This window comes from Massilia sp. BHUDP2 (genome assembly GCF_046236355.1).
Taxonomy (GTDB): domain Bacteria; phylum Pseudomonadota; class Gammaproteobacteria; order Burkholderiales; family Burkholderiaceae_D; genus Telluria; species Telluria varians.
Genome location: NZ_JBJUVW010000003.1, coordinates 1,032,246 through 1,045,110, shown reverse-complemented (window position 1 = coordinate 1,045,110; position 12,865 = coordinate 1,032,246). Strand labels below are relative to the sequence as shown.

General features: G+C 61.0%; 11 protein-coding genes. 3 read left to right on the top strand and 8 right to left on the bottom strand.

Features of this window, described 5'->3' with window-relative positions; genetic code table 11:
* Positions 1 to 110: 110 nt before the first annotated feature.
* The 5 genes from mnmE to rpmH form a co-directional block, all read right to left on the bottom strand.
* On the bottom strand, positions 111 to 1,487 hold the full coding sequence (gene mnmE / locus ACK6C6_RS21460) for a tRNA uridine-5-carboxymethylaminomethyl(34) synthesis GTPase MnmE (protein ID WP_409269166.1): 1,377 nt from the start codon (positions 1,485 to 1,487) through the stop codon (positions 111 to 113).
* A 72-nt stretch (positions 1,488 to 1,559) separates the two neighbouring features.
* Positions 1,560 to 3,236: a membrane protein insertase YidC gene (yidC, locus tag ACK6C6_RS21455; protein ID WP_409269164.1), complete on the bottom strand. Its 1,677-nt coding sequence runs from the start codon at positions 3,234 to 3,236 to the stop codon at positions 1,560 to 1,562.
* A gap of 10 nt (positions 3,237 to 3,246) precedes the next feature.
* Positions 3,247 to 3,516: a membrane protein insertion efficiency factor YidD gene (gene yidD / locus ACK6C6_RS21450; protein WP_036206697.1), complete on the bottom strand. Its 270-nt coding sequence runs from the start codon at positions 3,514 to 3,516 to the stop codon at positions 3,247 to 3,249.
* Positions 3,513 to 3,911 carry a ribonuclease P protein component gene (rnpA, locus tag ACK6C6_RS21445; RefSeq protein ID WP_209589716.1) on the bottom strand — a complete coding sequence of 133 codons (399 nt, stop codon included), beginning with the start codon at positions 3,909 to 3,911 and terminating at the stop codon, positions 3,513 to 3,515. Before rnpA ends, yidD begins: the two co-directional genes overlap by 4 nt.
* Positions 3,912 to 3,941: 30 nt before the next feature.
* Positions 3,942 to 4,076, bottom strand: a complete 135-nt coding sequence (gene rpmH, locus ACK6C6_RS21440; protein ID WP_040378179.1) for a 50S ribosomal protein L34 — start codon at positions 4,074 to 4,076, stop codon at positions 3,942 to 3,944.
* Positions 4,077 to 4,409: 333 nt separating this feature from the next.
* Here rpmH and dnaA point away from each other — a divergent pair, with 333 nt between their 5' ends.
* The 3 genes from dnaA (at position 4,410) to gyrB (ending at position 9,711) form a co-directional block, all read left to right on the top strand.
* The gene (gene dnaA / locus ACK6C6_RS21435; RefSeq protein ID WP_313033738.1) at positions 4,410 to 5,807 is read left to right on the top strand and encodes a chromosomal replication initiator protein DnaA; all 1,398 of its coding nucleotides are present in this window, start codon (positions 4,410 to 4,412) and stop codon (positions 5,805 to 5,807) included.
* A gap of 215 nt (positions 5,808 to 6,022) precedes the next feature.
* On the top strand, positions 6,023 to 7,129 hold the full coding sequence (gene dnaN, locus ACK6C6_RS21430) for a DNA polymerase III subunit beta (protein WP_409269161.1): 1,107 nt from the start codon (positions 6,023 to 6,025) through the stop codon (positions 7,127 to 7,129).
* Between the two features lie 80 nt (positions 7,130 to 7,209).
* A complete protein-coding gene (gyrB, locus tag ACK6C6_RS21425; protein ID WP_409269160.1) occupies positions 7,210 to 9,711 on the top strand; it encodes a DNA topoisomerase (ATP-hydrolyzing) subunit B in 2,502 nt (833 codons plus the stop codon).
* Between the two features lie 78 nt (positions 9,712 to 9,789).
* Here gyrB and ACK6C6_RS21420 read toward each other — a convergent pair whose 3' ends face one another.
* The 3 genes from ACK6C6_RS21420 to ACK6C6_RS21410 form a co-directional block, all read right to left on the bottom strand.
* Entirely contained in the window at positions 9,790 to 10,077 is a 288-nt protein-coding gene (locus ACK6C6_RS21420) for a hypothetical protein (RefSeq protein WP_409269159.1), read from the bottom strand.
* Between the two features lie 14 nt (positions 10,078 to 10,091).
* The gene (locus tag ACK6C6_RS21415) at positions 10,092 to 11,393 is read right to left on the bottom strand and encodes an MFS transporter (protein WP_409269157.1); all 1,302 of its coding nucleotides are present in this window, start codon (positions 11,391 to 11,393) and stop codon (positions 10,092 to 10,094) included.
* Between the two features lie 176 nt (positions 11,394 to 11,569).
* Positions 11,570 to 12,667, bottom strand: a complete 1,098-nt coding sequence (locus tag ACK6C6_RS21410) for an MrcB family domain-containing protein (protein ID WP_409269156.1) — start codon at positions 12,665 to 12,667, stop codon at positions 11,570 to 11,572.
* Positions 12,668 to 12,865 lie beyond the last annotated feature (198 nt).

Genomic DNA, 12,865 nt, shown 5'->3' with positions numbered 1-12,865 from the left:
GAGTCGTGTGTGTCAATGGGCAACATTAGGCAACGCTGGCCACTAACTCATTGATGCAAAAGGCCTGCACGTCAAAGATTTGGCAACGATTGCCAACTACTGGCGACAACCTATTTTCCGATACAGAAGCGGCTGAAGATCACCCCCAGCAAATCGTCCGGCGTGAACTGCCCGGTGATGCTCGAGAGCTGGTCCTGCGCCAGGCGCAGCTCCTCGGCGAACAGGTCGAGCGACTGGTCGTCCTGCAGCGCGTGCTGGCGCGCCAGTTCGAGGTGCTCGCGGGCGGCGCGCAGCGCGATCAGGTGGCGTTCGCGCGCCAGGTACAGCGACTCGCCGGTCTGCTGCCAGCCGGCGATGCGCAGCAGTTCGGCGCGCAGCAGGTCGATCCCCAGCTTCTCGTGCGCCGACAGGTAGAGGTGGGTGGCGTCGGGCGACACGTCCATCGAAGGCTTGTGGCCGGACAGGTCGATCTTGTTCCAGATGCGCACCACCGGCACCCCGGCCGGGAAAGCGGCCACGATCTTTTCGTCTTCCGCGCTCGGTCCCAGGTTGGCGTCCAGCAGGTGCAGGATCACGTCGGCCTTGCCGACCTCGCCCCAGGTGCGCTCGATGCCGATGCGTTCCACGACGTCGATGTCATCGAGGGTGCGGATGCCGGCGGTGTCGATGATGTTGAGCGGGATGCCTTCGATCTGGATGGTCTCGGTGACCTTGTCGCGCGTGGTGCCGGCGATCGGGGTGACGATCGCGACGTCGGCGCCGGCCAGGGCGTTCAGCAGCGAGGACTTGCCGACGTTCGGCTGGCCCACCAGCACCACGTTCAGGCCTTCGCGCAGCAATGCGCCCTGCGCCGCCTGGCGGAACACGTTTTCCAGCGCCTCGACGATGCCGGCCAGCTGGCCGCGCGCGTTCGATTTTTCGAGGAAGTCGATTTCTTCTTCCGGGAAGTCCAGGGTCGCCTCGACCAGCATGCGCAGATCGATGGTCTGGTCGACCAGCTGGTGCACCACCTGGGAAAAAGCGCCGGACAGCGACTGCGAGGCCGACTTCGCCGCGGCTTCGGTGGAGGCGTCGATCAGGTCGGCCACCGCCTCGGCCTGGGCGAGGTCGAGCTTGTCGTTCAGGAAGGCGCGGCGGGTGAACTCGCCCGGCTCGGCCAGGCGCAGGCCGTGTCCGGCGCCGGCTTCGAGCACGCGGGCCAGCAGCATCTGCAGCACCACCGGGCCGCCGTGGCCCTGCAGTTCGAGCACGTCTTCGCCGGTATAGGAATGCGGGCCCTTGAAGTACAGGGCCAGGCCCTCGTCGATCACGTCGCCGTTGGCGGCCTTGAACGGAATGTAGGTGGCGTGGCGCGGATTGAGCTTCACGCCGGGGAACAGGACGTCGATCAGGGCCTGCAGCGACTTGCCGGAGGCGCGCACGACGCCGATGCCGCCGCGGCCGGGGGCGGTGGCGATGGCGGCGATGGGGGAGGTGTCGAGTTTCATGGAGGGGATTGTAAGGGATACGGAAAAGAAAAAGCCCGCGCAAGCGCGGGCTTTCCACTGAAACCAGGCCGCTTACTTCGCCGCGCCGGTCTCGAACTTCTTGGTGATGACCCACTGCTGCGCGATCGACAGGATGTTGTTGACCACCCAGTACAGCACCAGTCCCGACGGGAAGAAGAAGAACACCACCGAGAATGCCAGCGGCATGAACAGCATCATCTTGGCCTGCACCGGGTCGGTCGGCTGCGGGTTCAGCTTGGTGGTGATGTACATCGACACCGCGTAGATGATCGGCAGGATGAAGTACGGGTCCGGGCGGGTCAGGTCGTCGATCCACAGGATCCACGGCGCGCCGCGCATCTCGACCGATGCCTGCAGCACCCAGTACAGGGCGAAGAAGACCGGCATCTGCACCAGGATCGGCAGGCAGCCGCCCAGCGGGTTGATCTTCTCGGTCTTGTACAGCTCCATGGTGGCCTGCTGCATCTTCTGCGGGTCGTTCTTGTAGCGCTCGCGGATCGCCTGCATCTTCGGCGTCACCACGCGCATCTTGGCCATGCTGCGGTAGCCGGCCGCCGACAGCGGGAAGAAGGCCAGCTTGATCAGCACGGTCAGCGCGACGATGGTCCAGCCCCAGTTACCCAGCAGCGAGTGCAGGTGGGTCATCACCCAGAAGATCGGCTTGGCGATGATGGTCAGCATGCCGTAGTCCTTGACCAGTTCCAGGCCAGGGGCGATGGTTTCCAGGGTCTGCTCGTCCTGCGGGCCCGAGTACAGGCGGGTGTCGTTCGACACGGTCGCGCCCGGCGCCACGGTGCCCAGCGGCTGGATGGTGCCGATGGCGTACAGGTTGGTCGCGATCTTCTTGGTGAAGATCTCGCGCTGCGCCTTGTCGGCCGGGATGAAGGCCGAGACGAAGAAGTGCTGCGAGATCGCGACCCAGCCGTTGTTGGCCTTGGTGGCGTGATCGGCCTTGCCCTTCTCGATGTCCTCGAAGGTCAGCTTCTGGTACTTGTCTTCCTGGGTATACAGGGTCGGGCCGGTGTAGCTCGGCATGAACCAGGAATCGGTCGCCGGCTTGTTGCCGTCGTGCTGCAGCTGCAGGTACAGCGACGGCTGCACCGGCGCGGCGGTCAGGTTGGTGACGTCATGGCGGATGCCGATGACGTAGTCGCCCTTGCGGAAGGTGAAGGTCTTGGTCAGGCGCACGCCGCCCTGCTCCGCGTCCATCACCAGCTGCACGGTGCCGTCGGCGCCGCGCGTGAGCGGACGGGCCACGAACGGGGTCGCGTGGTTCGGCATCACGCCGGCCGGGGTCGAGCCGACCAGGCCGGTCTGGCCCAGGTAGACGCTGTTGCCGCCCACGTTGAACAGCACCTTGTTCTTGGTCTTGTCGATTTCGTCGGCGAACTTCAGCAGCTCGAGGCGCTTGATGACGCCGCCGAGGGTGTCGATGTCGGCCTTCACCACGTCGGTGGTGATGGTGATGCGCTGGGTCGACGGCGCGCTAGGTGCGGCGCCCGGGACGCCGGCCGGGCTGGCTCCCGGCCCGCCCGGCACGGCAGTGGCGCCCGGCTGCGGGGCGGCCGGCACGTCGCTCGGCTTGGTTTGCTGCTGCGCCACCTGGGCGGTCGGCGGCGCCGGCGAGAACAGCGACTGTTTACCGTTGGCCACCATCCAGTTGTTCCAGAGAACAATCAGGGAAATGGCGAACACGATCCACAGGACGGTACGTTTATTGAGTTCCATTGGAGTCTAGTCAGGAGTGGTTACAACCGCGAGCGGCTGGTGGAGGTTGCTGGTCCTTGCCCTCGCGCGCCGGCGGGACGAAGTCGACGCCGCCCGGATTCCACGGATGGCAGCGGCACACGCGGCGGGCGGCCAGCAGCGAGCCGCGGGCGGCGCCGTGCACGCGCAGCGCTTCGATCGCGTAATTGGAGCAGGTCGGGTAAAAACGGCACTTCTGCCCGAGCAACGGGGACAGCAGCAGCTGGTAGCCGCGAAGGAACCAGACCAGCAGCGTCTTCATGATGTCGGCGAGGGCGCCGGTCGGCGCGGGCGCTGGGAGGCGAACAGGCGGGTGAGCTCGGCGCGCAGCTCGGCCTTCAGGGCGCGCGTGGTGGCCGGCCCGTCCTTGCCGTTGACCGGCCGCGACAGGCGCACGATGCAGTCGAAGGGCTGCAGCTGGCTGGTGCGGAACAGCTCGCGCGTGACGCGCTTGATCGTATTGCGGGTGACGGCGCGCGGCGCGAAACGCTTGGCCGCAACGACGCCCAGCCGCGCATGCGGCAGCTTGTTGGGTCGGGTGTAGAGCACGAAATGCGCGGATTTTTGCGCCGGGCGCAAACGAAAAACGGATGAAAACTCATCCGTTTTAACGATACGCCGAACGCGCGCGAAGTCGTGCGAACCTTCGCCTGTCATCACCGACCGCGTCGATCTGGTCTAAAAAACTTAGACAGCCAGGCGCTTGCGGCCCTTGGCGCGGCGTGCGTTCAGGACTTGACGGCCACCACGGGTAGCCATACGTGCGCGGAAGCCGTGCGTGCGCTTGCGACGGACGACGGAAGGTTGGTAAGTACGTTTCATGGTGGTCTCGCTTAAAGCAAAAGTAAGTGCAAAATCGGGTCTGACGTCGTGTCAGGATTCGTCGCCAATGACAGTTCGCAGATGGTTAAGCCAGCGTCACGCCACAGCAGATACTCGTTTCGCCCGGGCAGCCGCCTGCTGAATTGTCAGCTTGATATGGCGCACGGACGGGGAACCCTGAATTAGACATGATTTCCAGTCCAGCTGTCAAGGCGGCCGTTGTTTCCTGATGAGTCTTGCAAACTGCGCCATGCTTGAAAATTCTGGGCCCAACCTGTGGATAACTTCGGCCGAGACAGGTAAAATAGCGTGTTACGTATCAATTAGCGAAGTATGGAAAACTTTTGGCAGACCTGTTCCGCGCAGCTGGAACTCGAGCTGACGCCGCAGCAATACAGTGCGTGGATCAAATCGCTGGTCGTCCTCGATTACGAGGATGGCAAGCTGCGCATCGCCGCGCCGAACCGGTTCAAGCTCGACTGGGTCAAGACCCAGTTCGCCACGCGCATCACCGAACTCGCCTGCCAGTACTGGGAAGCGCCGGTGGAGGTGCAGTTCGTGCTCGACCCGAAGAACAGCCCGGCCAGGAAGCCGGCGGGTCCTGCCACGGCTGCCGGCGACGGCAGCGCGGCCGGCAATGGCGCCCCGCGCCCTGCCGACCCGGCGCCGAGCCAGGGCAACGTGAACATCGCCAACTCGCCCAAGCGCGAGCAGAGCCGCATCAACACCGACCTGACTTTCGAGAGCTTCGTCACCGGTAAGGCCAACCAGCTGGCGCGCGCCGCCGCGATCCAGGTCGCCAACAACCCGGGCGTGTCGTACAACCCGCTGTTCTTCTACGGCGGCGTGGGCCTCGGTAAGACCCACCTGATCCATGCGATCGGCAACCAGGTCATGGCCGACAACCCGAACGCGCGCATCCGCTACATCCACGCCGAGCAGTACGTGCGCGACGTCGTCACCGCCTATCAACGCAAGGGCTTCGACGACTTCAAGCACTACTACCATTCGCTCGACATGCTGCTGATCGACGATATCCAGTTCTTCGGCGGCAAGAGCCGTACGCAGGAAGAGTTCTTCTATGCGTTCGAAGCGCTGATCGCTGCCAAGAAGCAGATCATCATCACCTCGGACACCTATCCGAAGGAGATCACCGGCATGGACGACCGCCTGATCTCGCGCTTCGACTCCGGCCTGACGGTGGCGATCGAGCCGCCGGAGCTGGAAATGCGCGTGGCGATCCTGCTGAAGAAGGCGCAGTCCGAGAACGTGACCCTGTCGGACGACGTCGCCTTCTTCGTGGCCAAGCACCTGCGCTCCAACGTGCGCGAGCTGGAAGGCGCGCTGCGCAAGATCCTGGCCTACTCGCGCTTCCACGGCAAGGACATCACCATCGACGTGGTGAAGGAAGCCCTCAAGGATCTGCTGTCGGTGCAGAACCGCCAGATCTCGGTGGAGAACATCCAGAAGACGGTGGCGGACTTCTTCAACATCAAGGTGGCGGACATGTATTCCAAGCGCCGCCCCGCGAACATCGCCCGCCCGCGCCAGATCGCCATGTACCTGGCCAAGGAACTGACCCAGAAGAGCCTGCCGGAGATCGGCGAGCTGTTCGGCGGCCGCGACCACACCACCGTGCTGCACGCGGTGCGCAAGATCGCCCAGGACCGCCAGAAGAACGCCGAGTGCAACCACGAGCTGCACGTGCTGGAGCAGACGCTGAAAGGTTAATGCGTAGGGTGGGCGGGTCTCCCGCCCACGCGGTGATCGCTGCAGGACAATACATCGCGGCAGCGCCGACGATCGTTGACCGCGTGGGCGGGGAACCCGCCCACCCTACGAAAAACGGTCGCCGCCCCAATATTCGGAGAGGTTTGTGTTATCTCCCGGCAATTGGCAAAATAGTGTTAGAGCAATAAATAATTAATACTTAACTGAGGATATCTATGCAACTGGTCAAAACCACCCGAGATACGCTTCTCCGGCCACTGCAGATCGTGAGCGGTATTGTCGAGCGTCGGCACACCATGCCGATTCTGGCCAATATCCTCATTCGCAAGGACGGCGAAAGCGTCTCGTTCCTCTCGACCGACACCGAAGTCCAGATCACCACGCTCGCCAACATCGGTTCGGGCGACGACGTGACCGGCACCACGGTGGCGGCGCGCAAGCTGCTGGACATCCTGCGCGCGCTGCCGGAGTCGGGCGACGTCACCATGACCCTGCAGAACAAGCGCCTGGCCGTCCAGAGCGGCAAGTCGCGCTTCGCCCTGCAGACCCTGGCCGCGGAAGAATTCCCGACCGTGTCGGTGGCCGACAGCTACAACGCCAGCGTCACCCTGCCGCAGAAGACGCTGAAGCACCTGTTCAACATGGTGCACTTCGCGATGGCCCAGCAGGACATCCGCTACTACCTGAACGGCCTGCTGCTGGTGCTGGACGGGAACAACATCATCGCCGTGGCGACCGACGGCCACCGCCTGGCCTTCTGCCAGGTGGCCACCGAGCAGGCCTTCGAGCGCCAGGAAGTGATCATCCCGCGCAAGACCATCATCGAACTGCAGCGCCTGCTGGAAGAAAGCGATGAGGAAGTGCGCCTGGATATCGCCGCCTCGCAAGTCAAGCTGACCTTCGCCGACATCGAGCTGGTCTCGAAGCTGGTTGAGGGCAAGTTCCCTGACTACACCCGCGTGATCCCGAAGGGTTACAAGAACGACTTCACGATCGGCCGCGAAGAGCTGCTGCGTTCGCTGCAGCGCGCCGCGATCATGACCAGCGACAAGTTCAAGGGCGTGCGCTGCATCATCGAGCCGGGCGTCATGAAGATCAGCTCGACCAACGCCGACCAGGAAGAGGCGGTGGAAGAACTCGAGATCGACTACGGCGGCGACACCATCGACATCGGTTTCAACGTGACCTACCTGCTCGACGTGCTGAACAACCTGAAGTGCGACCAGGTGAACATCGCGCTGGGCGATTCGAACTCGTCGGCGCTGATCTCGATTCCCGACAATGGCGACTTCAAGTATGTCGTCATGCCGATGCGTATCTAATCAGCAGCCACGCAGCATTTGGGTTCGGGCGCCGGCTTCCGCTGGCGCCTGAATCACCCGTTTTATAGAGAAAGCAGTCCATGTCCGAGAATACCCAACCAGAAATGACTCCCGCCGCCAAGGCGGACGAATACGGCGCGTCCTCGATCCAGATCCTGGAAGGCCTGGAAGCGGTGCGCAAGCGCCCGGGCATGTACATTGGCGACACCTCGGACGGCACCGGCCTGCACCACCTGGTGTTCGAGGTGCTCGACAACTCGATCGACGAAGCCCTGGCCGGCTACTGCACCGAGATCCACGTCACCATCCACTCCGACAACTCGATCTCGATCACCGACAACGGCCGCGGCATCCCGACCGGCGTCAAGATGGACGACAAGCACGAGCCGAAGCGCTCGGCGACCGAGATCGCCCTGACCGAACTGCACGCCGGCGGCAAGTTCAACCAGAACTCGTACAAGGTCTCCGGCGGCCTGCACGGCGTCGGCGTCTCGTGCGTGAACGCGCTGTCGAAGCTGCTGCGCGTGACCGTGCGCCAGAAAGGCAAGATCCACCAGCTGGAATTCTCGCGCGGCGTCCCGATGGACCGCATCGTCGAAGTCGTCGACGGCGTGGAAGTCTCGCCGATGAAGGTCCTGGGCGACACCGACAAGCGCGGCACCGAAGTGCACTTCTGGGCCGACGAGGAAATCTTCACCACCGTCGAGTTCCACTACGAGATCCTGAGCAAGCGCATCCGCGAACTCTCGTTCCTGAACAACGGCGTCAACATCAAGCTGAGCGACCAGCGCACCGGCAAGGAAGAAGTGTTCGCCTTCGAGGGCGGCACCCGCGGCTTCGTGGAGTACATCAACAAGGCCAAGAGCGTCCTGCACCCGACCGTGTTCCAGGCCACCGGCGAGCGCGTGTCCGAGCAGGGCACCAACATCTCGGTGGACGTGTCGATGCAGTGGAACGACGCCTACAACGAGCAGGTGCTGTGCTTCACCAACAACATCCCGCAGCGCGACGGCGGCACCCACCTGACCGGCCTGCGCGCGGCGATGACCCGCGTGATCAACAAGTACATCGACGAGAACGAATTCGCCAAGAAGGCGAAGGTCGAGATCTCGGGCGACGACATGCGCGAAGGCCTGACCTGCGTGCTGTCGGTGAAGGTGCCGGAGCCGAAGTTCTCGTCGCAGACCAAAGATAAACTGGTGTCGTCGGAAGTGCGCGGCCCGGTGGAAGAGATCGTGGCCAAGACCCTGACCGACTTCCTGATGGAGAAGCCAAACGACGCCAAGATCATCTGCGGCAAGATCGTGGAAGCAGCGCGTGCGCGCGAAGCGGCGCGTAAGGCGCGCGACCTGACCCGCCGCAAGGGCGTGATGGACGGGCTGGGCTTATCGTCCAAACTGGCCGACTGCCAGGAACGCGACCCGGCGCTGGCCGAGCTGTACATCGTCGAGGGTGACTCGGCAGGCGGCTCCGCCAAGCAGGGCCGCGACCGCAAGTTCCAGGCCATCCTGCCGCTGCGCGGCAAGGTGCTGAACGTGGAAAAGGCGCGCTTCGAGAAGATGCTGTCGTCGGAGCAGATCACCACCCTGATCGCGACCCTCGGCACCTCGATCGGCCCGGACGAATTCAACGTCGACAAGCTGCGCTACCACCGCATCATCATCATGACCGACGCGGACGTCGACGGCGCCCACATCCGTACCCTGCTGCTGACGCTGTTCTACCGCCAGATGCCGCAGCTGGTGGAGCGCGGCCACGTGTACATCGCGCAGCCGCCGCTGTACAAGGTGAAGGCCGGCCGCGACGAGCGCTACCTGAAGGACGACGTCGAAGAAGCGAGCTACATGATGACGGTGGCGCTGAACAGCGCCTCGCTGATCCCGCGCGAAGGCGCCGAGCCGATCAACGGCGAAGCGCTGGCCGAGCTGGTGCGCCAGTACAACCTGTCGAACGCCATCATGATGCGCCTGACCCGCGTGATCGACCGCGCGGCGCTGACCGCGATCACGGCCGGCGTGACGCTGGACATGAGCACGCTGGAGAAGGCCGAAGCCTCGGCCAAGGCGATGGAAGCGGCGATCAAGGATCCGGCCGTGAAGGTGGTCGTGCGTTCGGACGAGCTGTCCGAGAAGCACGCGCTGCGTATCGAGCGCATGCGCCACGGTAACGTGAACGTCACCTCGATCGACGCCGACTTCGTGCAGAGCAACGACTACGCCGTGCTGGCCAACGCGGCCGCCACCTTCCAGGGCCTGATCGGCGAAGGCGCCATCATCCGCCGCGGCGAAGGCGAGAAGATGAAGGAGTTCGCGGTGCGCGGCTTCCACGAAGCCATGATCTGGCTGCGCGAGGAAGCGGAACGCGGCGTGAGCAAGCAGCGTTACAAAGGCCTGGGCGAGATGAATCCGGAGCAGCTGTGGGAAACCACGATGGATCCGACCGTGCGCCGCCTGCTGAAGGTGCAGATCGAGGATGCGATTGCGGCGGACCAGATCTTCACCACGCTGATGGGGGATGAAGTCGAGCCGCGTCGTAACTTTATTGAGACCAATGCGCTGCAGGCGGGCAATATCGACGTCTAAGCGCTCTACGCTTCAAGTTAAAAAGGCCTCGTATTCGTACGAGGCCTTTTTCATTCTGCCGTCAGTTGGTGACGGCGACTACGCGATCTTTTCGTCGAAGTCATTCAGACGCTTCATGACCGCCTGGTTCTTGGCATACTTGTGCTTCAGCTGCGTAAGCTTTTTATCTGTGCCAGTACAGAGCTTGCGGATTTCGCGCTCCATTTCCTTCATGCGCTGCTTGTCCGGCGGGTCCGGGATCTCTCCCCGGAAATGATCGCAGCCTTCACGCTGTTCCACATATCTGACGACGTCGGAAGGAAGCCGGGCTTCGGCTGCGATCGCCGAGCCGAGGCTAAAGCAAAGCATAACAAGTACAGTCTTCATCGTTAGACGCATCTCTACGCTCCGGTATCGGACTCCTGCTCGGGAATCGGTCGCACAACCAGGAACTGGTACAACATCGCGCTGACGAAGGCGATGCCGGCGCCGGCCAGCAAGGCCGGCACGAAGGACCAGGCCTGTGCCATGTAGCCGGTAAAGATTGGCGCCAATGCACTGCCGATGAAACCGCCAAAGTTCTGGATCGCTCCCAGCGAGGCGATACGGCTGCGCGGCGCCACGACCGTGACCAGCGACCAGGAACAGGCCGACGCGGCATTCGCCAGGAAGATGACAACTGAGATGCAGGCAATGGCCAGGGTATTGCTCTCGACCAGTGCAGCCGGGATCGTGAACGCTACCATGCCTAGCATGGCGATCACCACCGCCGTACGGCGCCCTGCCAGGACCGATGACGCACGCCGTGTGATCTGGTCAGACGCCCAGCCGGCCACCAGGGCACCGGCGAAGCCGCACAGGAAGGGAATCGTTGCCGCCACACCGACGTAGGCGACGTCCATGTTGCGCTCTGCACGCAGGTAGCCCGGCAGCCAGGTCAGGTAGACCCAATTGAGATAGACCGATCCGAAGAAGCCGAGCAGCATGCCCCAGGTCGCGCGATGCCGGAACAGGGCGAGCCAGGAGGCAAAGCCTGCTTTCGGCGCCTCTTCCACCGTTTGGCCTTCATCGAGATACGCCAGCTCCTCCGCGGACATCTGCTCGCGCACCGGGTCCCGATACAACATCACCCAGACAACCGCCGCCACGATGCCGAGCGTGCCGGTGACGAAGAATGCCCAGTGCCAGCTGGTGGCGGCAATCAGGGGCGACAGGCACAGCGGTGCGAGCGCAAAGCCCAGTGGGGACGCCGAGTTGTAGATACCTGTCGGCGTACCACGTGCCTTGATCGGAAACCAATTGCTCACAACCCGCGCCGCCGCCGGGAACTGCGGCGCCTCGCCGATACCAAGCACGACCCGGGCGAGCACGAACCAGCCGAAGGTCGAGACGAGGCCGCCCGCGGCTTGTGCCAGCGACCACAGTACCAAGCCTGCGCCGAGCAACCAGCGCGGTCCGATCTTGTCGACCAGGGCGCCAACCGGAAGCTGGCACAGTGCGTAACTCCAGGAGAAGGCCGACAGCAGTAAACCCATCTGGCCAAGTGAGAGACCCAGGTCGGCACGGATGAACTCATTGGCGACGGCGAGCGTGGCGCGGTCGAGGTAGTTGATAACGCCGGTGACCACCAGCAATACAAGTGCAATGGTTTGACGACGTCGGATACGGTAAGGAGCGGCTGCATTGCCAGAGATATCGATCATCTTAAGATCGTATCAAATCAATGTTGATATTGGAAAGATATTTCCCACGTTCACCAGTAAATTCTTCAATGGTATCAGTTGAACATCATTAAACAGGTAGATTGCCGGAATTTCATATCGTCAGAGCTTAAGAGCTGACTCTACTACCACAGACATTCAAGCAGACTTTATATGCTTTAGTCATCAATTGGGGCTGTTCTAGCATAAAAACGTAAGAAATCGTTAGATGCAATCTGCAAATCATGTTCCTGTAGCCGCACCCTCCGCTGTTTAAAAAGTTCCATTAGTATAGATTTTCTTTCGTTGTCAGCACCATAATGAAGCAAGCGATGACATGTTGCACATAATGAGACAATATTCGCGACAACATCTAGCGAAGCTTGGAATCGTGACTGTTGACTTATCGGAATTAGATGATGCGCCTCTACGTACCGCTGTTTTCGTGCTCTCGACAAGAATGTCCAGTGAGTAGCGTCAATTTCGCACGAAAACTGTGCAGCTTGAATAGCTGCTGCAGCTACAACAGGAGAGCGAACATATTTATTAGATAATGGGTTGACGGTTAGAGGGGCGCCGACAATATTCTTTGCATGCTCAGAGACATTCAGTTGAGCTGCCTTTTCTAACACAACACTTTGAAACTCTTCTTCACTTACAGAAAATAAAGAATGTAAATTTTCATTAAATAAATAATATAGTCGCTCGTAATATTTAAGCAGCGTAGTTAAATTTTCGAAAAACAAAGCATCACTTGGAGGATTAGTACGAAAATATTCGTAGCTCGCAATAGCCGCTGCTTCATACGCACGCCCCAAATCGCCAGTAGAGGCAAGTGGAATTTTTCCTTTCCAAACGTCTGGAGCCGTATCGAGATAACTCCATGCTCGAGCAGCCGCTTCCTCCATTTTTCTCCACGCAAAATTTTTTGTATAGCGTTTCTCGACCGCTGTAATTCCTTGGTTCAAACTTAAGTAGCACCTACTCATATCTTCCGAAAACAGCAGCACTACATAATAACCATTCTCGGCATTTTCGGTAATTTCTTTTCGGAAAATTCCAACCCATGGAACCCGCGCTATATTGCCGTTACCGATTGATCCCTTTACCTTGTAAAGATGAGAAATCTTACGTTTCTTAAGATAAGCTTCTATTCGATGGGGAATTTCTTCAAGAAGCGCATTTTGATCCGGAGTACCGACGAGTTTGGCTACGCCTCCTAATTTTGCACGAGTTGTGGAATAATTATCAAAAACGTCAGTAAAGAGATTCTGCACGTAGCACCATTGCTCATAAGATATTGAACAAGGTTAGCATCGATATCTTCAGATGGCGAGTCAACGTGCATGTATGCTATAAAAATGTCTTTCCTGTACAAAGTCGCCCAACGCATGCTCCCCCCGTGCGATACCGTTTACCGCATCAAAACTGCAAGTCGCGTGGTGCGAACATTGAGACGACGCGGGACTTGGGGC